Genomic DNA, 24,278 nt, shown 5'->3' on the forward strand with positions numbered 1-24,278 from the left:
CGCCGGCGCCGCGAGGATGAACCCGGCGCAGGGTCTGTGAGAAGCGTGACCAGCCACCCGCGCGACACACCGCAATTCTACCTCACCGCCCCCTCGCCGTGCCCCTACCTGCCGGGGCAGGAGGAGCGGAAGGTCTTCACCCACCTGGTCGGACGGCGCGCCCGCGACCTGAACGAGATCCTGACGCAGGGCGGTTTCCGCCGCTCGCAGACCATCGCGTACCGGCCGGCCTGCGAGACGTGCCGGGCCTGCGTCTCGGTCCGCGTGGTGGTCGACGAGTTCGAGCCGAGCGCCAGCCAGCGGCGCATCCTGGCGCGCAGCGCCGACTGGGTCGGCACGCCGGAGCCGAACCGGCCCGCCTCCGAGCAGTACGCCCTGTTCCGCCGCTACCTCGACGCCCGGCACGGCGACGGCGGCATGGTCGACATGACCGTGCTCGACTACGCCATGATGGTCGAGGACAGCCACGTCGACACGCACCTCGTGTCTTATCGCCGGCACGGGCCGGACACGGCGATCACCGGCCGCGGCTCCGGACCGCCGCTCGCATTCTGCCTGACGGACGTCCTCTCGGACGGCCTGTCGATGGTCTACTCGTTCTACGATCCCGCGGAGGCCGCGCGCTCCCCCGGGACCTTCATGATCCTCGACCATATCCGCCGGGCTCGCGGGCTCGGGCTGCCGTACCTCTATCTCGGCTACTGGGTCGAGGGCTCGCGCAAGATGGACTACAAGTCCCGCTTCCGGCCGCAGGAACGGCTGATGGGCCAGGGCTGGGTGCGGATCGACTGAGCCCGGTGCGGCGCGCGTTTCACGTCGGTTGCCGTCCCGGCATGCCCGATGCGCATTGAGCGGCCGGCCCGGCGCATGCTACCGGCCACGCACGCAATCCGGACCGTGCCGAGGCTTCCATGATCCCCCGCTATAGCCGCCCCGCGATGACGGCGATCTGGTCGCCCGAGAGCCGCTTCCGGATCTGGTTCGAGATCGAGGCCCACGCCACCACGGCGCTCGCCGAGATCGGTGTCGTGCCGCAGGCGGCGGCCGAGACGATCTGGACCAAGGGCAAGGACGCGGTCTTCGACGTCACCCGCATCGACGCGATCGAGGCGGTGACGAAGCACGACGTCATCGCCTTCCTGACCCACCTCGCCGAGATCGTCGGTCCCGAGGCGCGCTTCGTCCACCAGGGCATGACCTCCTCGGACGTGCTCGACACCTGCCTCAACGTGCAGTTGGTGCGGGCCGCCGATATCCTGATCGCCGACGTCGACTCGCTGCTCTCCGCCCTGAAGACCCGGGCCCTGGAGCACAAGCTCACCCCGACCATCGGCCGGTCGCACGGCATCCACGCCGAGCCGGTCACCTTCGGTCTGAAGCTCGCCCAGGCTTACGCCGAGTTCGAGCGCAACCGCCGCCGCCTCGTCGCGGCCCGCGAGGAGGTCGCCACCTGCGCGATCTCGGGCGCGGTCGGCACGTTCGCCAACATCGACCCGCGGGTGGAGCAGTACGTCGCCGAGAAGATGGGCCTGACCGCCGAGCCGGTCTCGACCCAGGTGATCCCGCGCGACCGGCACGCGATGTTCTTCGCCACCCTCGGCGTCGTCGCCTCGTCGCTGGAGCGGCTGGCGATCGAGATCCGGCACCTCCAGCGCACCGAGGTCCTCGAGGCGGAGGAGTTCTTCTCCGAGGGGCAGAAGGGCTCCTCGGCGATGCCGCACAAGCGCAACCCGGTCCTCACCGAGAACATCACGGGCCTCGCCCGGATGGTGCGCGGCTACGTCACCCCGGCCCTGGAGAACGTCGCCCTCTGGCACGAGCGCGACATCTCCCACTCGTCGGTGGAGCGGATGATCGGCCCCGACGCCACCGTCACCCTCGACTTCGCCCTGGCGCGGATGACCGGGGTGATGGAGAAGCTGCTGGTCTACCCGGCCAACATGCAGAAGAATCTCGACCGGCTCGGCGGCCTGATCCACTCGCAGCGCGTGCTGCTGGCGCTGACCCAGGCCGGGGTCTCCCGCGAGGATTCCTACCGGCTGGTCCAGCGCAACGCGATGCCGGTCTGGCGCGGCGAGGGCGATTTCCTGGCGCTGCTCAAGGCGGACCCCGAGGTCGCCGCGGCGCTCCCGGCCGAGCAGATCGAGGCGTGCTTCGATCTCGGCTACCACTTCAAGCACGTGGACACGATCTTCGGGCGGGTCTTCGGCGACCGCTGAGATCCCGCACGATTCCTGCTTCGACCCGCGCTCGCGGGCCCGCGTTTCCGGGCCCGCGCCGAACACAGGACAGCTCCCCGTGACCGCTCCCCGCATCGTCTACCTCAACGGCCAGTTCCTCCCCTACGAGGAGGCGCGCGTGCCGATCATGGACCGCGGCTTCCTGTTCGCCGACGGCATCTACGAGGTCTCGGCGATCATCGACGGCAAGCTCGTCGACAACGCCGCGCACCTCGCGCGCCTCGACCGCTCGCTCGGCGAGATCGGCATCCGCAACCCGCACGACGCGGCGGGCTGGGAGCGCCTGCAGACCGAGCTCGTCGCCCGCAACGGCGTCACCGAGGGGCTCGTCTACATGCAGGTGACCCGCGGGGTGGCCGAGCGCGACTTCGCCTTCCCGAAGGCCGGCACCGAGCCCACCGTGGTGATGTTCACGCAGGCCAAGACCGTGCTCGCCAACCCGCTCGCCGAGAGCGGCGCCCGGGTGATCACCGTCGAGGACCTGCGCTGGAAGCGGCGGGACATCAAGTCGGTGGCCCTGCTGGCGCAGGTGCTCGCCAAGCAGCAGGCGGCCGAGGCCGGCGTCGCCGAGGCCTGGATGGTCGAGGACGGCGCGGTCACCGAGGGCTCCTCCTCGACCGCGTTCATCATCGGCCGCGACCGCGTGCTCGTGACCCGGCCGCTCTCCACGGCGCTCCTGCCGGGCATCACCCGGGCCTCGGTGTTGCGCCTCGCGCAGGAGGCCGACCTGCGGATCGAGGAGCGGCTGATCCCCGTGGACGAGGTCTACGCGGCGCAGGAGGCCTTCTACACCAGCGCCTCGGCCTTCGTGATGCCGGTGGTCGAGATCGACGGGCGCGCGATCGGCGAGGGGCGGCCGGGCGCGCTGACCCGGCGCCTGCGCGAGCTCTACATCGAAGCCGCCCGCCAGGGTTGAGACCGCTCTATCCCGTCCACAGGACGGGACATCGGACCCCGCCGCGGACAGGAACGGATCCCGTCCCCGGCTGTTCCTCCCCGAATTCGTGAATCGAATCGGGGAGGCCCTCGTGCCGAACAAGACCCTGCTCGCCGCCCTCGCGACGACCCTAGCGGCCGCCGTCGCGGCGGCGCCCGCCCGCGCCCAGACGACCAGCCCGGCGCCGCCCGAGCGCGTGCGCCCGAACGCGGACGCGCCGCCGCAGGACCAGTCGCTCAGCGACAAGCTCCAGAAGAACGACGGCGTGATCAAGCCGCCGGATTCCGGCACGACCGGCACCGTGGTGAAGCCCGACCAGTCCGGCTCCATGCCGGTGATCAAGCCGCACGAACTGCCCGGTCGGGACCCCGGCACCGAGGCCAAGTAGGCCGGTCGCGGCGAGGCCGAGAAGACCGCCATGCGGTCCGATCATGCGGCCCCTTGCTTGATTTCGCTGGCCGGATCGCGGAAACGGCTCACGACGTGCGCCGCCTGCACCCGTGGGCCGCGCCGTCCCGGTTTCCGTCGCGGGTAAGCAGGCAGGCATGGCCAACGTCGTCGTTGTGGGCGCCCAGTGGGGCGACGAGGGCAAGGGCAAGATCGTCGACTGGCTCTCCGAGCAGGCCGACATCGTGGTCCGTTTCCAGGGCGGCCATAATGCCGGCCACACGCTCGTCATCGACGGCGTGACCTACAAGCTGGCGCTGCTGCCGTCGGGCGTGGTCCGCGGCGGCAAGCTCTCGGTCATCGGTAACGGCGTCGTCGTCGATCCCTGGCACCTGATCGACGAGATCGAGCGGATCAAGGCGCAGGGCGTGGACGTCTCGCCGTCCTCCCTGCGGATCGCCGACAACGCCACGCTGATCCTGCCGCTCCACCGCGAGCTGGATCATTTCCGCGAGACGGCCAATGCCGGACTGAAGATCGGCACGACCAAGCGCGGCATCGGGCCGGCCTACGAGGACAAGGTCGGCCGCCGCGCGATCCGGGTCGTCGACCTCGCCGACCCCGACGCGCTGCCGGCCAAGATCGAGCGCGTGCTCACCCACCACAACGCCCTTCGGCGCGGCCTCGGGATCGACGAGGTGAATGCCGAGGCGCTGCTGACCGAGCTGAAGGCGATCGCGCCGAAGATCCTGCCCTTCGCCGACACCGTGTGGTCGCTGCTCGACGAGGAGCGCCGGGCCGGCAAGCGCATCCTGTTCGAGGGCGCGCAGGGCGCGCTGCTCGACGTCGACCACGGCACCTACCCGTTCGTGACCTCCTCCAACATCGTAGCCGCGCAGGCGGCGACGGGCTCGGGCCTCGGCCCGGGCGCGATCGGCTACGTCCTGGGCATCGCCAAGGCGTACACGACCCGCGTCGGCGAGGGACCGTTCCCCACCGAGCTGTTCGACGAGATCGGCGAGACCATCGGCAGCCGCGGGCGCGAGTTCGGTGTCAACACCGGGCGCAAGCGCCGCTGCGGCTGGTTCGACGCCGTGCTGGTGCGCCAGACGGTCCGGACCTCCGGCATCCACGGTATCGCGCTGACCAAGCTCGACATCCTCGACGGCTTCGAGGAGATCCGCGTCTGCACCGGCTACATGCTGGACGGCCAGCCGATCGACCATCTGCCGGCGAGCCAGGCCGCGCAGGCCCGGATCGAGCCGGTCTACGAGGTGATCCCGGGCTGGTCGGAGACGACCGCGGGGGCCCGGTCCTGGGCTGACCTGCCCGCGCAGGCGATCAAGTACGTGCGCCGGATCGAGGAGCTGATCGGGGCGCCGGTGGCGCTGCTGTCGACCTCGCCTGAGCGCGACGACACGATCCTCATGCACAACCCGTTCGAGGATTGACCCTTCGCGCGCTATCCCGTTGACGACGCGTGTTTTCGGCGGCCCTGCCTGTATCCAGTCCGCGCGGGCTTGATCTAGAACGGGCGGGCGGCCGGGCGGCCCGTATCGCGATCCGCCCGCCGTCTCGAAGGCAACCGGCGCGCGGGCCCTGATCCGCGCGGCGGGATACGACAAACCGGCCGACGGCCGCGACCGGACCTGTCGGGCGGGCGCGGACCTCGGTCCCCGGCCTCCGACCGGCTTTGCCGGACGGCGGCCGAAGGGGCGGACCAGAGTATCATGGCCGATTACTACCCGCTTCTGGCCCGCGCGCTCGACGCGCTGCCGGACCGAACGCCCGCCCTGCGCAAGGCGGTCTACGACCGCGCGCGCAACGCCCTGATCAGCCAGTTGCGCTCCCTCGATCCGCCGCTGTCGGAGGCCGATATCGATCTCGAGCGTCGGGCGCTCGACGCCGCGATCGAGCGGCTCGAGGTCGATCACGGCGGCCTCCCGGCCCCCGCCAACGATTCCGCGCAGGCGCCCGGGACGCCCGCTCCGGCCCCGGCCCCGGCCACTGTTTCGGCGCCGGCACCAGCACCGGCCGTCTCCGCACCCGCCGCGCCAGAACCCGCCGTCCCCGAGCCGATCGTCCCCGCGGCGACGGAGCCGGAGATCCCGGAGCCGTCCCCGCCGGAGCCGGGATCCGGTCCCGCGCTGGCGCCCATCCTCCCGTCGGCGAAGCCGCCCTTCGCGGTGGCGACCCGCGACGGGGATCGGGAGGCCGAGGACGGGCCGCGCGAGGCACCGATCCCGATCGCGCCGCCGCGCCCGGGCACGCCGCAGACGGCCGCGCCCGACACGGCCCCGCCGGTTGCCGAGACGTCCGGCGCTGGGACGTTTGCCGCCGAGGCGCCCGCCGTCGACGACCCTGACGCCGAGGCGGCCGAGGGCGCGGGCGGGCGTCAGCGTCCGCGGATCGAGGTGGTCCCCCCGCGCACCGGTCGGTCGCGCGTGCTGCGCAACGTCTTCGTGGGCGGTGTCCTGGCTGTGGTGATCGGCCTGATCGCCGTCGCGGCCTTCCTGCTGCGCGACCGGCCGCAGAACCTGCCGTCGAACGGCACGGAGACCGCGGACACGCAGCAGCCGGAAGGTGAGACCAAGTTCGGCGACCGGGTCGGCGGCGACGCCGCCCCGGCCCCCAAGGCCCCGACGCGCGTCGAGAACGGCGCGCCGGCACGGGCCGCGGCCACGCCCGCGCCGGCCGACGCGGGCGTCGCGGTCGCGCAGAGGGCGGAACTCGTCGAGGAGGCGACGGGGGCCGAGGGCGGTCAGCCGACCGTGACGCCGGGGCGGGTGACGTGGCGGCTCGAGACCGTCAACGGGGATCAGGGGCAGCCGGTCCAGAACGCCGTCGTCGCCACCGTGACCATCCCGGATGCCGGCCTGACGCTGGTGATGACCATCCAGCGCAATCTCGATGCGACCCTGCCGGCCTCCCACACGGTGAGCTTGGCCTTCAGCCAGAGCGGCAGCAACGCCGCGTCCAGAACCGTCCAGGATGTCGGGTTGCTCCAGGCCAAGGACGAGCAGAGCGCCCGCGGCTCGCCGGTCTCGGGCCTGCCGGTTCGGGTCCGCGACAACCTGTTCCTGATCGGCCTGTCGTCGCTGCAGAACGACGTCGAGCGCAACACCGACCTGCTCCTGCACCGGAACTGGTTCGATATCGCGCTGCGCTACACGTCCGGCCGCCGGGCGGTGCTGACCTTCGAGAAGGGCGCCGCCGGCGCCCAGGTGATGCAGAACGCCTTCGACGCCTGGCAGTGATCGGTCGACGGCGCCCGCCGTCCGAGCCCTGACCCGAACCGGCGCGCCCGGCGCGTCGCGCGCCGGGCGCGCGGCTCAGCGGGCCTCGATGCCGGTCCGGGGCAGCTCGCGGCTCGCGATGTTGCGCTTGACCGCTTCCTGCACCTTCTCGAAGGCGCGGACCTCGATCTGCCGGACGCGTTCGCGAGACACGCCGAACTCGCCGGAGAGGTCCTCCAGGGTGATCGGGTCCTCGGCGAGGCGCCGGGCCTCGAAGATGCGGCGCTCGCGCGGATTGAGCACACCGAGAGCGTCCTTGAGCGCGGAGAGGCGGTTCTGACCCTCCTGCTCCCGCGCCAGCACGGTCTCCTGGCTCGGGCTGTTGTCCACGAGCCAGTCCTGCCACTCGCCCTCGCCCTCCTCGCGCAGGGGCGCGTTGAGCGACGTGTCGCCGGACAGGCGCCGGTTCATGTCGATCACGTCCTGCTCGGGCACGCCGAGACGGGTGGCGATCTGCTTTACCTGATCGGGCTTGAGGTCACCCTCGTCGAGGGCCGAGATCTTGCCCTTGGCCTTGCGCAGGTTGAAGAACAGCTTCTTCTGGTTCGCGGTCGTGCCCATCTTCACGAGCGACCACGAGCGCAGGATGTATTCCTGGATCGCCGCCTTGATCCACCACATCGCGTAGGTGGCCAGGCGGAAGCCCTTGTCGGGATCGAAGCGCTTGACCGCCTGCATGAGGCCGACATTGCCCTCCGACACGACTTCGCCGATCGGCAGGCCGTAGCCGCGGTAGCCCATGGCGATCTTGGCGACCAGGCGCAGGTGCGACGTCACGAGGCGATGCGCGGCCTCGCGGTCGCCGGCGTCGCGCCAGGCCTTCGCCAGCGTGAACTCTTCCGACGGCTCCAGCATCGGGAACTTGCGAATCTCGTCGAGGTAGCGCGAGAGGCCACCTTCGTTGGCGAGCACGGGCAGCGTACCGGCCATGGCATTCTCCTGGACCTTATGTCCCCCTGTCGGGCGGACGCGACGGACAACAGTGCCGTCCACTCGGGCCGCTCTTGAGCCGACCCTGCCGGCCCCCCATCTCGTACGGGACGCCGGGGAGCCGGTCGCGGTCGATGACACCCACGTCGTCAACAACGCGCCACCGGCGATTTTGGTCGTACCATGTCACGATGTGACGCGGTACGGCGTGATCTTTCGCACGCCGCGACGCGGCGGTTACGGGCGCGGCGGCCCGTCCTCTTCCGCCCTCAGGGCCTGCACCAGCGCGGCCATATCGGGCGGTAGCGGGCTCTCGAACCGCAGCGTCGCGCCGGTCCGCGGGTGGCTGAAGCCGAGCAGTTCCGCGTGGAGTGCTTGGCGCCCGAGCGCCGCGAGGGCGGCGCGGGCCTCCGGCGTCAGGCGGGCCGCCTTGGTCCGGAAGGCGCCGCCGTAGACCGTGTCCCCGAGCAGGGGGTGTCCGCGATGGGCGAGATGCACGCGGATCTGGTGGGTGCGGCCCGTCTCCAGGCGGCAGCGCACGAGGGCGGCCTCGCGATACGCCTCGGCCACGGCGTAGTGGGTGACGGCGTGGCGCCCGCTCGCGTCCGAGACGACGGCGATCTTCTCCCGGTGGAAGCGCGACCGCGCGAGGCTGGCCTGGATCGTCCCGGCCCGTGGCTGGGGCAGGCCCCAGACCACGGCGGCGTAGGCGCGTTCCAGCGGTCCGGACCGGCCGTGATCGGCGAACTGGGCGGTGAGGCCCTGGTGGGCCACGTCGTTCTTGGCGACGACGATCAGGCCACTGGTATCCTTGTCGAGGCGGTGGACGATGCCGGGCCGGCGGACGCCGCCGATGCCCGACAGGCTGGCCCCGCAATGAGCGATCAGGGCGTTGACCAGCGTGCCGCTCTCGTGGCCCGGGGCGGGATGGACCACGAGGCCGGCGGGCTTGTCGATGACGATCAGGTCGTCGTCCTCGTGGACGATCGGAAGATCCGCGGCCTCGGCCACCGGCTCCGCCGGGGCTGCGGGGGGCACCGTGACCACGATGCGCGCGCCCGCGGCGACCTTGGCGGCCGGGTCGAGCGCCGGGAGACCGTCCCGCTGAACCTGGCCGGTGCGGATCAGATCCTGCAGCCGGGCCCGGGACAGATCCGGGAACAGCGCGACCAGCGCCCGGTCGAGCCGCACGCCTCCCTCGGCCACGATCCCGGCCCGCTCGTCCTGCACGTTGTCCACCACGACCGCTATTCGCCCCCGATCTGACCCGCCGCGGCGGATTTCCTGACGAAGGCACTTGCTCCCCCGCCGAGTGGTGGCTATAGCAGCCCCGCGCCGCCGGAAAGCTCCCATCGTCTAGCGGTCTAGGACGTCGCCCTCTCACGGCGAAAACAGGGGTTCGATTCCCCTTGGGAGCGCCACCGGCGCAGTTTTAACAAGCTCTGCAAGTACCTTATCGGAAGTGGGACCCGAACCCGCTTCCGCGGTGGGACCACGCCGTCCCTCGGCGAAGCGTTTCCAGGCCTTGTCGGCGAGCCCCGGACGCTGCGCCTCGCGCGTGTAGCGCTCCACTTCCTCCAGCGTCTGATGGCCCGTGACGGCCATGATCTCGTGAGGCGTGCAGCCGCGTTCGGCGAGGCGTGCCGCCGTCGCTTTCCGCAACCCGTGCGCCGAGCAGTGCGGCAAGCCGGCCTGATCGCACCACGCGCGGAAGCGGTTGCCGAATCCCGCCACCGAGAACGGCTTGCCGTAGTCCGTGACTAGGAAGGTCAGGTGCGCGGCGGGCAGGGCGGCGATCGCCTCGGCGAGATCCGGGAACACCGGCACGTCGACCGAGATGGGCTTGCGGTGCTCGTTCTTGGCCTGGACGTAGCGCAGGCGGCCGTCGCGGATGTGCTGCGGGCCGAGGCGCGTCGCGTCCTCGCGTCGGCAGGCCGTGTAGAGCAGCAGCGCGAACGCGAGCCGCGGCTTCGAGCCGAGCGGGTGCCGGCGCTCGAACCGCTCGACCTCGTCCAGCGTCCAGGTGTGGTGCCCCTTGGTGACGTATTGGGCGCGCTTCACGTCCCGGGTCGGGTCCGCGTCGACGATGTCCTCCTCCATGGCCCACTGGAACAGAGCCCGCAGCGCCTTCAGCATCGTGTTGGCGGCGGCCGGTGTGTCGGCCTTCTCATCTCGCAGGCGCCGCACGTGGCGCGGCTGCATCAGGGCCAGCGGCGCCGTACCCTTGTCGCTCGCGGCGATCGCGTTCAGGGCGCGCTTCTGCCAGCCCTGCGTCGAGGCATCGAGCTTCCTGAACGGCGCGCTCGCGAGGTAACGTTGCGACACGTCGATGAAGGACCCGATGACTGGGCGGCTGCCCTTTTTCGGCGACGCCTCCGGAGCGCGGTCTCGGGCCGCTTCGTAGGCCTTCTGAAACTCGGCTGAGCCGGGCTTGCCGTGGAGCCGCACCTTCTTCTCGGGCCGCCGGCGGAAGTAATACCGCACGTTGCCGTACCGATCCGTATCGGCCACCACGAACGGCAGATCGATGCTGACCACGGCGCTCAGTCCCACGGATTCGGCGTTCCATCATCGCCGCCGAGGGCGTCCCATGCCAAGTCGAGGCGGCGCAGGTCCCAGACGACGCAGCCGTCGATGCGCTTCGGCTTCGGCATCCGTCCGTCGCTCACCAGCGCGTCGAATTTCGACGGGCTGACCCCGACATAGCGCGCCGCCTCCCCGCGTCGCAGGCCGCGCCGAGGGCTCACCTCGATCCGGGCCGCCGGTAGGAGGGCGCTGTCCTCCTCGCGACTACGTGGCACCGCCATCTCCCGAACAATCCTCCATCCGGCAGCGCTTCGCCTGGGCCTCCTGCACCAGCGCGCGTCCCACCGCGTGCTCGCCTGCCGGGGTCAGGGCGCGTTGGAGAGCATGACCGAAAAGCGCACAGGCCGGGTCGCGATAGACCGCGATCTCGGCCCGGGTGAAGCCGGCCGCGTACGCCACCGCCTCGGTCAGCCCCTCGCTCAATCCACCCCCATGCTCGCGCATCAGCTCGGCCAGCGCCCGGATGCGCGCGGCACGATTCGGCGCCCTGCGAGCGGCCTGCAGCTCGGATCGGGATGGCATGACGGCTCCGACGCGGTTCACGTCGCTACGCTATCCACAATACGTGGAAGTATCAAGCCGCTATGCCACGTATCGTGGAGGGCTCGGCCCGGCCTTTCCGCGGGCAGAGCGATCTGGGATCCTGCTGTCCGGGGTGCGCGAGTCGCCGCCGAGGCGACGGCCGGCATCAGCGAGAACGAGGGGCGCGGGCATGCCCAGGCTACAGGTGATCGCCGGCGCCGCCGGGAAGGGCGAGGCGGTCTACGAGGCCGGCGCGCTGCAATTGCCGAATGCGGCAACGTGGTATGCCGAAGCCTTCACGGCCATCACCGTCCTGGGCGGCGTCGACGAGCAGGAGCACTGGAGCGAGCGCGTCTTCGGGGGCCTCAAGGGCGGCCTGGCCCTCGCGTCGAACCTCGACCTTTCGCCGGCCCTCGGGCTCGCCGCCTCCGTTCTCGGGGCCGGCGCCGGCGCTCTGGCCCGTGAGGCGAGAGCCAACGTCATCGTCGAGATCGAGGCGGGATCGCAGGGCGCGATCGTCGCCCTCGCGGCGCCCGGGCTGACGGCCCTCATGCTCCACGATCGCGAGACGTGCCGGCGCGCGGTGATGCGCGGGTCCGCGGGGGTGGTTGAGCGCGTCGCGCCGGAAAATCCCGAGGCCGGAGGCCTGCTCGAACGCTCGCGGCGGGTGCTCACCGGCGCCCTCGATTCCGTGCCGGGCCTCGACCGGGTGTGGACGCGCGCCGGAGAGCCGTAGAGCGGGGCGGGGCGCCTCTCCAGCGCGCCCAGCGCCGAATGCAGAATCGCGCTCGAGAGGACCCTGGCGCCCTTCCATCGGCCCTACTAAGATGAATGGCCGACTTGGAGTTGCGTCATGCAGAATAGAAGGGCCCGGTCCGAGCGACGCGAGAAAGACCTGAAGACGATCGGCATGCAATTGGCGCTGCAATTGCCGCACGATCGGGTGAAAGCCCTTGAAATTCTCGATCACGCGCGATGGTTGATCGAGAATTACATGCACACGGCCGATCATGGGGCAGGGGGCACGATCCGCCCGCCCGCTCTCAAGGTCGTCCGCTGACCTCAGGCGGCACGGTCCGCGGCCCGTCGGGCGAGGATCCGTTGCGCGAAGTCATGGGCGGTGCCGCCGAGATCGCCGTGATAGATCCAGTTGAAATCGAGTTTGGCGGCCGGGAAGGCCCGGATGACCTGGACCGCCATCAGCGGCTTCATCAGCCTGCGGCCGGCCTCGTAGTTCTCCAGCTGCGTCCTCGAGAAGCCGACCAGCTCGGAGAATGCGCGCGGCGTGAGGGCGAGCGCCTCGCGCGTCTCGCGCAGGCGGCGGCCGATCGCCTCCTGGCTCTCCGGTAGATCGCGATCCTCTGACATGGGCGGAGAATGCCGCCATCCACAAAATGTGGCTACAAACGTTTTGTGGGGTTGAGACTTCCACGTATTGTGGATAAACACGGCTGCATGTGTGCGGCGATCCCCCCGTTCCGGACGACCGACGCGGTCATCGATTTCCTCGGCGGCAACGGGCCGACCGGCGCGATCGTCGGCGCGAAGGCGAAGTCCGTGTCCAATTGGCGGGGCGCCGCCCGCGGCCGCTTCCCGGCCGGGACGTTCCTGGCGCTCAATCACGCGCTCGGCCTGCGCGGGCGCCGGGCCGTGCCGCAGCTCTGGGGCATGATCGGGGACGAAGCCGCCCCCGCCTTTCCGGAGGCCTGCTGATGGACGCGCCCCGCTCGGCTCGACCGCTCTGTCGCGGTCCATCAGTGCGGCGCGCGCGTCTTGCCCTGGCGGGCCTGCTCATAGCTCTCGCGGCGATGGGTCAGCGCCTGTGCCAGCCGGTCCGCATCGTCCGGCGCCAGCGTGAGGACCGCGATCTCGGCCCCGGCCTGGCCGAGGACGAGGCGGCACTGGCCGCCGGGGCCGAGCTGGAGCTGGAAGCCGCTCGTCTCGGGCGTGGTCTCGGCAGGGCGGAAGGGCACGTCGTCGCCGGGCATGATCGGGTCCGTCCGTGTGATGGAGACGCGGCCGACTGGATCACCGTCCTGACGGCCGGGCAATCCACCGGGGTCGACCATGTTTGAGCGCCTGTCGCTGCCCGGTCTCACGGAGGCGGTTGACGGCGCCTGGGGGCTGCTGGAAGCCGGATCGCGCGCGGCCGGCGACGCCTGCTCGGCGGTCTCGGCCCTGGCCGGGGAGGCGGTGGCCGGCCTGCCCACGCCGTCCTTCGATTGGGTGCCCACCTTCGACTGGATGCCTGACACGTCGCCCCTCCCGCTGCTGGAATGGCTGTTCTCCGGCGGGACGGCGGCCCCGGAGACCGCCCCCGGCCCGGTGAGCGCAGGGTGCGCGGCGGCCGCGGGAATGTCCGGTGCCGGGCTGGACCATTTCTTCCCGAAGGACGGCCGGGACTGGTCGGCACAGGTCGACGGCGACGGGCTCGCCCGATTCCTGCGCGCCGCGCACCCGGCCAAGACCGCAATCCACGTCGCCGCCCGCACGCGGTTGCCGGCCGACACGGTCAAGAAATGGCTCGGCGGCGCCGCCCTGCCGAACGGGCGCGCCGTGCTGGTGCTGGCCTGCTGCTACGGGCCGGAGCTGCTCTGCGCGATGCTGCGCGATCCGCCGGGCTGGCTCGACGCCTCGGCGCGCGGCGCCGCCCAGGCGCGGATCGAGGCGCGGCTCGCCGCCCTGCAGGCTCAGCTCCGGCGGGCGCCGTGAGCGGGCTCCTGCGCCTCCTGTTCGCCGGCGGCGGCTGCGCCCTGCGGCGGGTCGCCGGCCTGCCGATCGGCGCAGGCGCCGTCCTGATTCGCGCCGCCGCCCTGTGCGAGCGCCGGGCCGCGCCCCGACGCGACGACGGGCCGAGCCGGGCGCCGCCCGGCTGACGCCGCGCCCCCGCTCGATCGTTCGCCGATTTACCGCGTGCGCCCCGCGCTCGCCCTCGCAGGAGCTTGTCCGTGTCGCTGGACCGTGACGACTGGATCGCCGAGGCCCGCTCAGTCCCGATCGCCTCGGTCCTGGACCGGCGCGGTGTCCGCCTCCAGGGGACCGGCGTCGAGCGCGCGGGGCCGTGTCCCGTCTGCGGCGGGGTGGACCGGTTCGCCGTCAATACCCGCAAGGGGCTGTTCCTCTGCCGCGGCTCGGGCGCCGGCGGGGACGTGATCGCCCTGACCCGCTACCTTGAGGCCTGCGATTTTGCCGTCGCCTGCGAGATCCTGACCGGCCGGCCGCCGCCGGGGCGCCAGGCTGGCGAGACGCCGGAGGCGCGCGCGGCCCGGGAGTACGCCCTGGCCAAACGCGCCGCGGCGCGCGCCCGGATGAATGCGGACAGGGAAGCCGCGCGGGCGCGGTTCCGCGAGCGGGAGCGGCGCCGATGCTGGGCGGCGTGGCAGGCGGCCGGTCCGGTGGCCGGCTCGCCGGCGGAAACCTACCTCGCCCGGCGCGGGCTGATCGTGCCGCCGGGTGCGGATCTGCGCTGCGCGCTCGACCATCCGCTCTACGCCGACGGCAGCGGCAAGGCTGCCATCGCGCATCGCGGGCCCGCGCTGCTCGGCCGGATCATCGGGCCGAACCGCAAGTTCGCGGGCGTGCACGCGACCTGGATCGACCTCGACGCCCCCGGCGGCAAGGCGCTGGTCGGGGATCCGGACACGGGCGCGCCGGTGCCGGCCAGGAAGGTGCGCGGCTCGGCCGGCGGCGGCCATATCACGCTCGTGCCGCGGGCGGACGCGACAGGCCTCTTCATCGGCGAGGGGATCGAGACGGTCTTGTCGGTGTGGCGCGCGCTGAGCGCGACGGCGTCGCCGCATCTGGCAGGAGCGGCGTTCTGGAGCGCCTACAGCCTCGGCAACATCGCCGGCCCTGCGACCGAGACCGTCTGGCATCCGACCCTGCGCTTCACCGACGCGCGCGGCCATGAGCGGGCGCGCCGCGTGCCCGGTCCGGTCCCGGATCTGAGCCGGCCCGGCCTGCCGATTCCTGAGACCGTCGCGCGGATCTGGCTGCTCGGCGACGGCGACAGCGACCGCTTCACCACCGAGACCGCCCTGACGCGCGCCAGACGCCGGCTCCTGGCCGGCCGGCCGGACCTCGACGTGCGGGTCTCCTGGGCGCCGGAGGGCGAGGATTTCAACGACGTGCTCCGGCAGGCCGCCGCATGACGACGCGCACACCTGCGCGGCTCGCCGCTCTGGCCCGACGCCGGCTGGACGACGCGCCCGGCCCGCGCGCCGCCGCCGCCCCGCGCGAGGCGGCGATCCGCGCCGGCGCGACGGACCTGCCCGTGCGCGTCGTGGCGGCCCAGCTCAGGGCGATGCCCCGCGCGCCTGTGCGCACGGTGCGGCGGGGGCGGCCGTGATCCCGTCCAACCGCCAACGGCGACCGACACGGTCCGCCGATCCGGAGCGGGTCGCGGCACCGGTCGACGCGCCGCTGCTCGACGGGCTCGACCGACCATCGGATCTCACAACCGTCACCGTCGAGCCGGCATGAGCGAAGATCCGCACCAGCGCATCGCCCGCCTGATCGACGAGGCGCAGCCGATCGGCGTCGAGGATGGGACCGACCTGGGGGAGGGGGATCTCGCCGCCGAGCCCGGGGACGGGACGGAACCGCCGCGGCCGCGGGCCTGGGGCTTCGACGCGCCGCGCATGAACCGGGAATGGGCCCTGGTGCTGATGGGCTCCAAGGCCGTCATCGTGCACGAACAGGCGACCGGGCCGATCGAGGATCGCGTCCGCGTGCTGACCCTCGACGCGTTCCGGGCCTGGTTCCTCAACACCCGGACCGAGTATGTCGGGGCGGACGGCAAGATCAAGGCCGTGACCTGGGCGACCGCGTGGCTGCAGAGCCGTCAGCGGCGGCAGTATCGCGGCATCGAGTTCAGGCCGGATCCGGACCACGTCGACGGCGCGGAGGGCTACCTCAACCTGTGGCGCGGCTTCGCGGTGGTGCCGCGGGCCAAGGTGAACGGCTACGCCGTGCTGCGCGACCACCTGTTCAACAATTGCTGCGGTGGCGATCCGGAGCTGTTCGCCTGGGTCTTCGCGTGGTTCGCCCATATCGTCCAGCGCCCGCGGGAGCGGATCGGCACCGCCCTGGTCATGCGGGGCCGGATGGGCACCGGCAAGACCAAGGTCGGCGAGGCGATCGGCAGCCTGTTCCCATCGCACTACTTCCTGGTCGACGATGCCCGGTACGTGACCGGCAACTTCAACGCCCACATGGCGAGCTGCCTGCTGCTGCAGGCGGAGGAGGCGGTCTGGGCCGGCGACAAGAACGCCGAGGGCCGGCTGAAGAGCCTCGTCACCGCCAAGACGCAGATGATCGAATCCAAGGGCGTCGATCCGATCCGCCTCGACAATTACGTCCGGTTGCTGATGACCTCCAACGAGGATTGGGTGATCCCGGCCGGCAAGGATGAGCGTCGGTTCTGCGTGCTCGATATCGACCCGCGCTGCGCCCAGAATCACGGCTATTTCCGGGACCTCGACGCCGAGCTCGACGACGGCGGGCGCGAGGCCCTGCTCTACGATCTGCTCAATGTCGACCTGTCCACGGTCAACCTGCGGCGCATACCCATGACCGACGCGCTGCTGGAGCAGAAGCTGCGCTCGCTCGACTCGGTCGAGAGCTGGTGGGTGCAGCGGCTCTATGCCGGCACGCCGACCAAGGCGCAGCAGGAGTGGGCCTCGGACGTGCCGTGCGAGGTGCTGTTCGACGATTACCTCAACGCGTCGGAGCGCATCGGCATCAAGCGCAAGGCCGAGGAGGTCGCCTTCGGCATGAAGATGCGCAAGCTCGTGCCCGCGCTGGGCCGGCAGAAGCGCTTCCAGGAGGACACCGCGCGCCGACGCTGGTGCTACATCCTGCCCGACCTCATGACATGCCGCGACGCCTTCGCCGACGCCGTCGGCCAGGACCCGGGTTGGCCCGACGACGAGGCCTGAGCGAGGCCACCTGTCCGCACGCGCGGTGAGCCGTGCCCCATCCAGCTGGGGCACGCGCCGGAGATGGGGCGGAAAAAGTCCAATCTGATCAACATCTTGCCCCATCTGCCCCAGCTGCCTCAGCTTTTCGCCTCGCGTGCGCGCGCGCGAGCGGCTGCCAATCCCGCGCTCGCCGGCCGAAGTCGCGCGTCGAGACGGGGCGGTTGGGGCAGATGGGGCACGTCGAGCCCGATCAACGGCTTGCCCGTGCCCCATCTTGTTCTTTCATCTCAAGAGAGATGGGGCAGATGGGGCACGCTATAGCCGCCGTGATCCTGGCGAAAGCTTCTGCGGGCGCGGTGATTTCCGAGTTTATCAAGGCTATGCTGTGGATCTGCTATCTGGATCGGGACGAACCATGCAGCGCCTGTCGCCTTCCGATTTCTCGCCCGCACAGGTCGCCGACTGGATCGAGGCCAGCAAGGCCGTCGAGCGTGCGGCCCCCGACCCGGCCGAGAGTGACGCCGCCGTGGCCGAGGCCGACACCTGGTTCGTCGCCTACACCAATCCGCGGCGAGAGGGCGCCGTGGAGGGCACGATCCGGCGGCGCCGGTTCCGCAGCTATGTTCCGGTGATGACGGTCACATGGCGGCGGCGAGACGTCCTGCGCCCGCTGTTCCCACGCTACGTCTTCGTCGGTCTGCGGCCGGGCCTGACGCTCTACGGGCTGCGCGACACGCCCGGGCTCGAGTCCCTGGTGCGGATGGCCGGCACCCCCGTCACCGTACCGGGCGACGTGGTGTCCGGCTTGCGGGACTACCAGAGCGCGGGCGTCTTCGATTTCACCGACGCGCGCATGGCCGCCGCTGCCGCCGCGGCCCGGGCGAAGGCGGCCCTGGCCTTCGAGCCGGGTCGGCCGGTGCGCGTGGTCGACGGTCCGTACCGGTCCTTCCGGGGCGTGGTGGTCCGCCTGCTGCCGGAGGAGCGGGTCTCCGTGTCGCTGACCCTGTTCGCGCGGACCTTCGACGTGCCGCTGCCGCTTGCTCACGTCGAGAAGGCGTGGTAGCCATTTTGTCCTAGCACGAGGCGTCTGTTGCATATTTGCAACCGTCCCTCGTGCGTTAGCTATCCTGGACAGCCCCGGCGCCCCGCGTGCGGGGCTTCGTCGTGTCCGGGGTATGGCGACCCGTCCCCGCATGTTTCGTCCGGCCTTCGGGCCGGGATCGGATGCCGATCGGCGGGCGCGGGCGCGCGCCTACGAGGCACGCCGCTTCGCCGAAAGCCGGACCAAGCGGTTGTACGGGACGGCCCGCTGGCTGGCGCTCCGCTCAGGTCAGCTTCGCGCCGAGCCCTTGTGCCGCCTCTGCCTCGCCGAGGGCCGCGTCACGCCGGCCGTGGTCTGCGACCACGTCGAGCCGCATCGCGGAGACGTGGATCTGTTCTGGGCCGGCCCGTTCCAGTCTCTCTGCAAGTCGTGCCACAGCTCGACGAAGCAAAAGGACGAGGCCAACCCGTCGTAGGGGGCGGGGGTGGGGGTGGGTCGAAAGTCACAGTGCTCTCATCAAAAGAACGGCTGTCTAACTCCGGGTTTTTTGCCGCGGAATTGGTGGGATATTTTGTTTTGCGAGGTCCGTGATGGCGCGAGGCCGGAAGCCGGATGGCCCGGCGCTCCAGGCGGCGAAGGGCAACCCCGGCAAGCGCGCCCGCCGCACCGAGGCCCGGGTGCGCGAGCTGGCGCTCCTCGACCCCCTCGACCCGCCGGCCTTCCTCGCCGGACGCGGCCCGAACCGGATGCCGGAGGCCGCCGCGATCTGGCAGGAGCTCGCGGGCGAGCTGCGCCGCCGCAACCTGCTCGACCGGCTCGACCGCTACGGATTCGCCCGCTGGTGCGTCTACCAGGCCGAGTGGATCGAGGCGACGCGCACGCTGCGCCGCGAGGGCATCACCCGCACGGTCACGACGGTGAGCGGCGACGAGATGCCCCGCCGCCACCCGGCCGCCGCGCACCGCGACCGCGTCGAGCTGGCGATGACCAAGCTGGAGGCGGCCTACGGCCTGACCCCGGCGGACCGCTACAAGGTGATCCGCGACCAGGCCGCGGCGCCGCTGGGCGGCCTGTTCGGCCAGGAGGAGCCCGAGCCCGGCCGGGGCGCCGCCCCGCCGCCGGCCGAGAGCCTCGACCCCGTCGGCTTCCTGGCCGACCGGGCGGCCGCGCCCCCGGGAACGCGCCCGAACTGATGGCCGAAATCCCCGACTGGGTCGCGGCGCTCAGCGACGACCCGGCCTTCGCCTTCGTCCCCCGCCACTGGGCGCGCTCCGCCGCCCAGCCCGGCGCGTGGTTCGACGCCGCCCTCGCGGAGGCCGCCGTGGCGGTGTGGCCGGCGTGGTTCCGGCACACGGAGGGGCGCTGGGCCGGCAAGCCGTTCCACCTCGTGCCCTGGCAGGCCGCGATCGTCCGCCTGCTCGTGGGCTGGCGCGCGGCGGACGGGTTCCGGCTGTTCCGCCGCCTGTTCCTCTGGATCGGCCGCAAGAACGGCAAGACCGAGTTCCTCGCCGCCCTCGCGGTGCTGTTCTGGCTCTGCGACCGGGAGATGGGCGGGCAGGCCTACGCCATGGCGCGCAACGAGAACCAGGCGCGCCTCGTCTTCGAGAAGGCCAAGACCATGATCCGGCTCTCGCCGGCCTTCGTGGAGCGGGTCCAGGCCTTCAAGAAGAGCCTCTACTGCGCCGAGCTCTGGGCCCGGTTCGAGGTCCTGTCCGGGGCCGCGGAGGGCAAGCACGGCCTGTCGGCCTCGGTCATCGTCGGCGACGAGATGCACGAGTGGCCCGACGGCGCGCTCTACACGACGCTGCACCAGTCGATCGCCGCCCGGGACCAGCCGATCGAGCTCTACGGCTCCACCGCGGGCTTCACCGGCCGCGGCTACGGCTGGACGCTCTGGCAGGAGGGGCAGGCGGTCGCGGCCGGCAGCCTCGACGACCCCGCCACGCTGGTGGCGATCTTCGCGGCCGATCCGCAGGACGACTGGACCGACGAGGCGGTCTGGACCAAGGCCAACCCGAATCTCGGCATCTCGCCCAAGCGCGAGTACCTGCGCGCCGAGTGCGCCAAGGCCCGGGACAACCCGCGGCTGGAGAACGATTTCCGGCGCTACCACCTCAACCAGTGGACCGAGCAGGTGGTCCGCTGGCTGTCCCTGACCCGCTGGGACGCCTGCGCGCCGGACCCGGGCACGTGGCGCGGCGCCCCGGAGGCCCTGCGCGGCCGGCGCTGCTTCGGCGGCCTCGACCTCTCGTCGGTCTCCGACATCACCGCCCTGGTCTGGGTCTTCCCGCCGGCGGAGCCGGACGAGGCCTGGAAGCTGGTGATCCGGGCGTGGTGCCCCGCCGCCTCGATCGCGCTGCGCGCCCGCCGCGACCGCGTCCCCTACGACCTCTGGGCCCGGGACGGCGCGCTGCGGCCGACCGACGGCGACGTCGTCGATTACGGGGCGATCGAGCGGCAGGTCCTGGCCGACGCGGCCCTGTTCGACGTCCGGGGCCTCGCCATCGACCGGTGGAACGCCACCGGCACGGCGATCCGCCTGCGCGAGGACGGCTGCCCGGTGGCGATGTTCGGCCAGGGCTTCGCCTCGATGTCGGCGCCGGCGAAGGAGTGGGAGCGCCTGGTCATGGCCGGGCGGCTCGACCACGGCGGCCACCCGGTGCTGCGCTGGATGGTCGGCCACGTGGCGATCCGGACCGACGACGCCGGCAACATCAAGCCGACCAAGGAGCGGTCGGCGGAGAAGATCGACATCGTCGTGGCCGGGATCATGGGCGTCGGCCTGGCCATCGCAGAGGAGCCGGAGGCCGACATGAGCGCCTTCATCGCGGACCCGATCTACGCCTGATGCGGCTCGCATCCCTGGCCCGGCGCCTCGCCGGCCGCGAGGCCCCGGAGACCAAGGCGGCCCCGCCTTCGCTGAACGCCGCGGACGCCAAGCTCGCGCGCCTGTGGGAGCGGGTCCTGGGCTTCGGGCCGACCGCCGCCGGCAAGCTCGTCACCCCCGACACGGCCCTGCAGGTCTCGGCCTTCTGGGCCTGCGTCAAGCTGCTGTCGGAGACGATCGCGACCCTGCCGCTGGCGCTCTACCGGCGGGCCGGCGACGGCGGACGGATGCCGGCGGCGGACCATCCGCTGGCGGCCCTGCTGCGGGTCTCGCCGGACGGCGAGCACACGGCGGTGGAGTTCTGGGAGGGCGCGGTCCTGTCGATGTGCCTGACCGGCGACGCCTTCGCCGAGAAGGTCCGGTCCGGCCGCCGCCTCGTGGCGCTCCAGCCCCTGCGGGCCGAGGCCGTGAGCGTGCGCCGGACCCCGGCCGGGCGGCTGGCCTACGATGTCGCCGACCCTCTGGGCGCCCGCACCCTCGACGAGACCGACGTGTTCCACCTGCGCGCCTTCGGCAATGCCGGCCTGCGCGGCTTCGCGCCCCTGGCCTTCGCCCGCCAGACGGTGGCGGCCTCGATCGCCGCCGACGAGGCGGCCAACAGCCTGTTCGCCAACGGCGTGCGCCCGAGCGGCGTGCTGCAGGTGGACCAGGTCCTGAAGCCCGACCAGCGCAAGGACCTGCGCGACAACGTCGTCGGCCCGCTGGCCGGGTCGAGCAACGCCGGCGGGGTCTTCGTCCTCGAGGGCGGGATGAAGTTCTCGGCCATCAGCCTGAGCCCGGCCGACAGCCAGCTCCTGGAATCGCGCCGCTGGCACGTCGAGGAGATCGCCCGCTGGTTCGGGATCCCGCCGATCCTGATCGGCCACGCCGCCGAGGGCCAGACGATGTGGGGCACCGGCGTCGAGCAGATCGTCCTGTCCTGGCTGACGCTCGGCCTGCGGGCGCAGCTGCGCCGGATCGAGGCGGCGATCCACCTGCGGCTCCTGGAGCCCGAGGAGCGGGCGAGCCTCTACGCCGAGTTCGGGGTCGAGGGCCTGCTGCGCGCCGACAGCGCCGCCCGGGCCAAGCTCTACGCGGCCTTCGCGCAGAACGGGATCATGGACCGCGACGAGATCCGCGAGAAGGAGAACCTCGCCCGGCGCGGCGGCGGCGCGGCCCGTCTGACCGTGCAGGCGAACTTCCTGCCGATCGACGATCTCGGCACCGTCGCGCTGCTGCCGCGGGAGCGGCCCCTCGGGCCGGGCGCGGCGGTCGCCGAGCCCCCGACACCCTGACGATCACGAGAGGCGCCGCATGCGGACGGACATCACGGTCGCGCCCCTGGAGCTGAAGTTCGGCGGCAGCCCGGACGCCGGCACGTTCGAGGGCTACGGCGCGTTCTTCGGCAACGTCGACCTCCACGGCGACCGGATCCTGCCCGGCGCCTTCGCGGCGACCCTGGCGGAGACCAAGGCCGGCGGCCGGCCGATCCCGATGCACGTCAACCACGGCCTGCCGATGCTCGGCGGCCAGCGCGCCGTCGGCATCTGGGACGAGATCGCCGAGGACGGCCGCGGCCTGCGGGTGAAGGGCCGGATCTCCGGCCTGAACACCGATGCCGGCCGCAACCTCTACGAGCGGGTGAAGGACGGCGCCTTCCCGGGCCTGTCGATCGGCTACCGGCTCGCCGCCGGCGGCACCGTCTACGGCACCCGGGCCGGCGAGCCGCGCCGCACCCTCAAGGCTCTGCACCTGCACGAGGTCAGCCTCGTCGACACGCCCTCCAACGGGGCGGCGCTGATCGACGGCGTCAAGGCGGCCTTCGCCCGCCCCGACGCCCTGTCGGCCGCCGCGTCGGTCGCCGCCGCGATGCGCCTGCACGACCGGCTGATGGAGGGCGACGGCTACGCGTCGGGCGCGGGGCGCGACCGGGCGCAGTTGATGAACCACCTGCGCGACGCCCACGAGGCCCTGACCGGCGACCGGGCGCCCGCCGACCTCGCGGCCTGGAAGGCCGCGCCCACGCTCCGCGACGTCGAGGCCCTGCTCCGGGAGGAGTGCGGCCTCGCGCCCGCGCAGGCCCGCGCCCTCGCCGAGCGCCGCTTCGAGGCCGCCGCGCCGGAGGGCGACCCCGCCCCGACGGACGTCGAGGCGCTCACGCCGGAGGATCGCGCGGCGCTCGCCGGACTGCTCACCGGCCTCACCCGCTCCATCGCCCGAGGACCCAGCGCATGACACCCTCTCGCCACGCCGCCGGCGGCATCCCGGCCTCGTTCCTCGCGGCCTGCCCGATCCCGGGCCTGCCGCGCGTCGCCCTCGATCGCCCGAACGAGGGCGGCGGCGACCTCGCCACCCTGATCAAGGGCCTCGGCGCGGCGACCGACGAGGTGAAGCGCTTCCACGACACCTGGGAGACCGAGAGCCGGAAGCTCGGCGCGGTCACCGAGGAGACCAAGGCCGGCGTCGACAAGGCGCTCACCGAGATGAACGGGCTCGCGGCCCGGATCGCCGAGATCGAGCAGAAGGCGGCCCGCCCCGGGCTGCCCGAGGCGGGGCCGGAGCCGCTCTCGGTCGGCTGGCGCGTGGCCGAGGACGCGGCCGTGAAGGCCGCCGGCCAGCGCGGCGACAGCTGGAAGGGCACGCTCGCCGTCGAGGTGAAGACCATCACGTCGGCGAGCGCCACCGGCACCTCGGCCACCACCGCCCTGGTCCCGGCCGACCGCGTGGCCGGGACCAGCCTGCCGCGCCGGCCCATGACGATCCGCGCCCTGCTGCAGCCCGGCCGGACCGGGTCGAGCATCATCGAGTACGCGCGCCAGACCGTGCGGACGCTCAACGCGCAGACGGTGGCGGAGAACCCCTCCGCGGCCAAGCCGCAATCGGACATCCAGTGGGACATCACCAACACCAAGGTCGCCACCATCGCCCACTGGATCCCGGCCTCGAAGCAGATCCTGGCCGACGCGCCGCAGCTCCAGAGCGAGATCGACGGCGAGCTGCGCTACGGGCTGGAATTCGCCGAGGAGCAGCAGCTCCTGCTCGGCGACGGCACCGGCACCAACCTGCTCGGCCTGCTGCCGCAGGCGACCGCCTACGCGCCGCCGTCGGGCGTGACGGTGGCGGAGGAGACGCGCCTCGACCGGCTGCGGCTCGCCATGCTCCAGGCGACGCTGGCGCTCTACCCGGCCACCGGCCACGTGCTGAACCCGACCGACTGGGCGGCGATCGAGCTGACCAAGGACGCCCAGGGCCGGTACATCTGGGCGAATCCGGCCGGGCTCGTGGGCCCGACCCTCTGGGGCCTGCCGGTGGCGGTGTCGCTCGCCATGCCGCCGAACACCTTCCTCACCGGCGCGCTCGCCTACGCGGCCCAGATCTTCGACCGCGAGGACGCCAGCGTGCTGATCTCCACCGAGGACCGGGACAACTTCGTGAAGAACATGGTCACGATCCTGGCCGAGGAGCGGCTGGCGCTGGTGGTGCGCCGGCCGCAGGCGCTGATCAAGGGGACGTTCGCGGGGCAGGGCGGGAAGTGATGACCTGCTTCAATT

General features: G+C 72.2%; 28 protein-coding genes and 1 tRNA gene. 22 read left to right on the forward strand and 7 right to left on the reverse strand.

The features are described 5' to 3' along the window. Positions 1–45 precede the first annotated feature (45 nt). The 6 genes from ACLBYB_RS08820 (at position 46) to ACLBYB_RS08845 (ending at position 6,821) form a co-directional block, all read left to right on the forward strand. Positions 46–792 (forward strand): arginyltransferase, encoded by a 747-nt coding sequence (locus tag ACLBYB_RS08820; protein WP_091925038.1) that lies wholly within the window; start codon positions 46–48, stop codon positions 790–792. 119 nt (positions 793–911) lie between these two features. Beyond that, on the forward strand, positions 912–2,219 hold the full coding sequence (gene purB, locus ACLBYB_RS08825; protein WP_447698516.1) for an adenylosuccinate lyase: 1,308 nt from the start codon (positions 912–914) through the stop codon (positions 2,217–2,219). A gap of 79 nt (positions 2,220–2,298) precedes the next feature. Continuing rightward, a complete protein-coding gene (locus ACLBYB_RS08830; RefSeq protein ID WP_447698517.1) occupies positions 2,299–3,156 on the forward strand; it encodes a D-amino-acid transaminase in 858 nt (285 codons plus the stop codon). Between the two features lie 112 nt (positions 3,157–3,268). Then, positions 3,269–3,565: a hypothetical protein gene (locus tag ACLBYB_RS08835; RefSeq protein WP_091681985.1), complete on the forward strand. Its 297-nt coding sequence runs from the start codon at positions 3,269–3,271 to the stop codon at positions 3,563–3,565. Positions 3,566–3,722: 157 nt separating this feature from the next. Then, positions 3,723–5,015 (forward strand): adenylosuccinate synthase, encoded by a 1,293-nt coding sequence (locus tag ACLBYB_RS08840; protein WP_091925032.1) that lies wholly within the window; start codon positions 3,723–3,725, stop codon positions 5,013–5,015. A gap of 279 nt (positions 5,016–5,294) precedes the next feature. Next, positions 5,295–6,821, forward strand: coding sequence for a histidine kinase (locus ACLBYB_RS08845; protein WP_447698518.1), 1,527 nt, complete (start codon positions 5,295–5,297; stop codon positions 6,819–6,821). A gap of 75 nt (positions 6,822–6,896) precedes the next feature. On the opposite strand, the gene rpoH is transcribed toward ACLBYB_RS08845, so the two are convergent. Further along, complete coding sequence (gene rpoH / locus ACLBYB_RS08850; RefSeq protein ID WP_042672026.1) at positions 6,897–7,790, reverse strand: RNA polymerase sigma factor RpoH; 894 nt, start codon at positions 7,788–7,790, stop codon at positions 6,897–6,899. A 237-nt stretch (positions 7,791–8,027) separates the two neighbouring features. Then, the gene (locus ACLBYB_RS08855; RefSeq protein ID WP_447698519.1) at positions 8,028–9,032 is read right to left on the reverse strand and encodes an RluA family pseudouridine synthase; all 1,005 of its coding nucleotides are present in this window, start codon (positions 9,030–9,032) and stop codon (positions 8,028–8,030) included. Between the two features lie 103 nt (positions 9,033–9,135). Here ACLBYB_RS08855 and ACLBYB_RS08860 point away from each other — a divergent pair. Next, positions 9,136–9,211, forward strand: a tRNA-Glu gene (locus tag ACLBYB_RS08860). On the opposite strand, the gene ACLBYB_RS08865 is transcribed toward ACLBYB_RS08860, so the two are convergent. The 3 genes from ACLBYB_RS08865 to ACLBYB_RS08875 form a co-directional block, all read right to left on the reverse strand. Continuing rightward, on the reverse strand, positions 9,171–9,992 hold the full coding sequence (locus tag ACLBYB_RS08865; RefSeq protein WP_447698570.1) for a tyrosine-type recombinase/integrase: 822 nt from the start codon (positions 9,990–9,992) through the stop codon (positions 9,171–9,173). The two genes, ACLBYB_RS08860 and ACLBYB_RS08865, sit on opposite strands and share 41 nt — an antisense overlap. Before the next feature lie 341 nt (positions 9,993–10,333). Beyond that, complete coding sequence (locus ACLBYB_RS08870; protein WP_447698520.1) at positions 10,334–10,591, reverse strand: helix-turn-helix transcriptional regulator; 258 nt, start codon at positions 10,589–10,591, stop codon at positions 10,334–10,336. After that, a complete protein-coding gene (locus ACLBYB_RS08875; RefSeq protein WP_447698521.1) occupies positions 10,581–10,898 on the reverse strand; it encodes a hypothetical protein in 318 nt (105 codons plus the stop codon). Before ACLBYB_RS08875 ends, ACLBYB_RS08870 begins: the two co-directional genes overlap by 11 nt. Before the next feature lie 190 nt (positions 10,899–11,088). On the opposite strand from ACLBYB_RS08875, the gene ACLBYB_RS08880 reads away from it, so the two are divergent. Further along, positions 11,089–11,634, forward strand: a complete 546-nt coding sequence (locus tag ACLBYB_RS08880) for a hypothetical protein (RefSeq protein ID WP_447698522.1) — start codon at positions 11,089–11,091, stop codon at positions 11,632–11,634. A 117-nt stretch (positions 11,635–11,751) separates the two neighbouring features. Next, the gene (locus tag ACLBYB_RS08885) at positions 11,752–11,958 is read left to right on the forward strand and encodes a hypothetical protein (protein ID WP_447698523.1); all 207 of its coding nucleotides are present in this window, start codon (positions 11,752–11,754) and stop codon (positions 11,956–11,958) included. A gap of 2 nt (positions 11,959–11,960) precedes the next feature. On the opposite strand, the gene ACLBYB_RS08890 is transcribed toward ACLBYB_RS08885, so the two are convergent. Then, the gene (locus tag ACLBYB_RS08890; protein ID WP_447698524.1) at positions 11,961–12,266 is read right to left on the reverse strand and encodes a helix-turn-helix domain-containing protein; all 306 of its coding nucleotides are present in this window, start codon (positions 12,264–12,266) and stop codon (positions 11,961–11,963) included. 87 nt (positions 12,267–12,353) lie between these two features. Between ACLBYB_RS08890 and ACLBYB_RS08895 the strand changes: the two genes are divergently transcribed. Beyond that, positions 12,354–12,611, forward strand: coding sequence for a hypothetical protein (locus tag ACLBYB_RS08895; RefSeq protein WP_447698525.1), 258 nt, complete (start codon positions 12,354–12,356; stop codon positions 12,609–12,611). Positions 12,612–12,652: 41 nt separating this feature from the next. On the opposite strand, the gene ACLBYB_RS08900 is transcribed toward ACLBYB_RS08895, so the two are convergent. Next, positions 12,653–12,886, reverse strand: a complete 234-nt coding sequence (locus ACLBYB_RS08900; protein ID WP_447698526.1) for a hypothetical protein — start codon at positions 12,884–12,886, stop codon at positions 12,653–12,655. A 79-nt stretch (positions 12,887–12,965) separates the two neighbouring features. Between ACLBYB_RS08900 and ACLBYB_RS08905 the strand changes: the two genes are divergently transcribed. The 12 genes from ACLBYB_RS08905 to ACLBYB_RS08960 all read left to right on the forward strand — a co-directional run bounded on the left by ACLBYB_RS08905 (position 12,966) and on the right by ACLBYB_RS08960 (position 24,263). Next, positions 12,966–13,610 carry a hypothetical protein gene (locus ACLBYB_RS08905; RefSeq protein WP_447698527.1) on the forward strand — a complete coding sequence of 215 codons (645 nt, stop codon included), beginning with the start codon at positions 12,966–12,968 and terminating at the stop codon, positions 13,608–13,610. Beyond that, positions 13,607–13,774 (forward strand): hypothetical protein, encoded by a 168-nt coding sequence (locus ACLBYB_RS08910; RefSeq protein WP_447698528.1) that lies wholly within the window; start codon positions 13,607–13,609, stop codon positions 13,772–13,774. Before ACLBYB_RS08905 ends, ACLBYB_RS08910 begins: the two co-directional genes overlap by 4 nt. Positions 13,775–13,846: 72 nt before the next feature. After that, a complete protein-coding gene (locus tag ACLBYB_RS08915; RefSeq protein WP_447698529.1) occupies positions 13,847–15,049 on the forward strand; it encodes a DUF7146 domain-containing protein in 1,203 nt (400 codons plus the stop codon). Continuing rightward, entirely contained in the window at positions 15,046–15,246 is a 201-nt protein-coding gene (locus ACLBYB_RS08920; RefSeq protein WP_447698530.1) for a hypothetical protein, read from the forward strand. Before ACLBYB_RS08915 ends, ACLBYB_RS08920 begins: the two co-directional genes overlap by 4 nt. A gap of 130 nt (positions 15,247–15,376) precedes the next feature. Then, a complete protein-coding gene (locus tag ACLBYB_RS08925; protein WP_447698531.1) occupies positions 15,377–16,837 on the forward strand; it encodes a primase-helicase family protein in 1,461 nt (486 codons plus the stop codon). 397 nt (positions 16,838–17,234) lie between these two features. After that, positions 17,235–17,882, forward strand: coding sequence for a transcription termination/antitermination protein NusG (gene nusG, locus ACLBYB_RS08930; protein ID WP_447698532.1), 648 nt, complete (start codon positions 17,235–17,237; stop codon positions 17,880–17,882). 130 nt (positions 17,883–18,012) lie between these two features. After that, positions 18,013–18,336: an HNH endonuclease gene (locus ACLBYB_RS08935; RefSeq protein WP_447698533.1), complete on the forward strand. Its 324-nt coding sequence runs from the start codon at positions 18,013–18,015 to the stop codon at positions 18,334–18,336. A 115-nt stretch (positions 18,337–18,451) separates the two neighbouring features. Further along, a complete protein-coding gene (locus ACLBYB_RS08940; protein ID WP_447698534.1) occupies positions 18,452–19,054 on the forward strand; it encodes a phage terminase small subunit P27 family in 603 nt (200 codons plus the stop codon). Continuing rightward, a complete protein-coding gene (locus tag ACLBYB_RS08945) occupies positions 19,054–20,709 on the forward strand; it encodes a terminase large subunit (protein WP_447698535.1) in 1,656 nt (551 codons plus the stop codon). Before ACLBYB_RS08940 ends, ACLBYB_RS08945 begins: the two co-directional genes overlap by 1 nt. Next, entirely contained in the window at positions 20,709–22,022 is a 1,314-nt protein-coding gene (locus ACLBYB_RS08950) for a phage portal protein (protein WP_447698536.1), read from the forward strand. The genes ACLBYB_RS08945 and ACLBYB_RS08950 overlap by 1 nt, the downstream gene beginning before the upstream one ends. 19 nt (positions 22,023–22,041) lie before the next feature. Further along, positions 22,042–22,962, forward strand: coding sequence for an HK97 family phage prohead protease (locus tag ACLBYB_RS08955; protein WP_447698537.1), 921 nt, complete (start codon positions 22,042–22,044; stop codon positions 22,960–22,962). Next, a complete protein-coding gene (locus tag ACLBYB_RS08960) occupies positions 22,959–24,263 on the forward strand; it encodes a phage major capsid protein (RefSeq protein WP_447698538.1) in 1,305 nt (434 codons plus the stop codon). The genes ACLBYB_RS08955 and ACLBYB_RS08960 overlap by 4 nt, the downstream gene beginning before the upstream one ends. Positions 24,264–24,278: the final 15 nt, after the last annotated feature.

The organism is Methylobacterium sp. D54C (assembly GCF_053345595.1).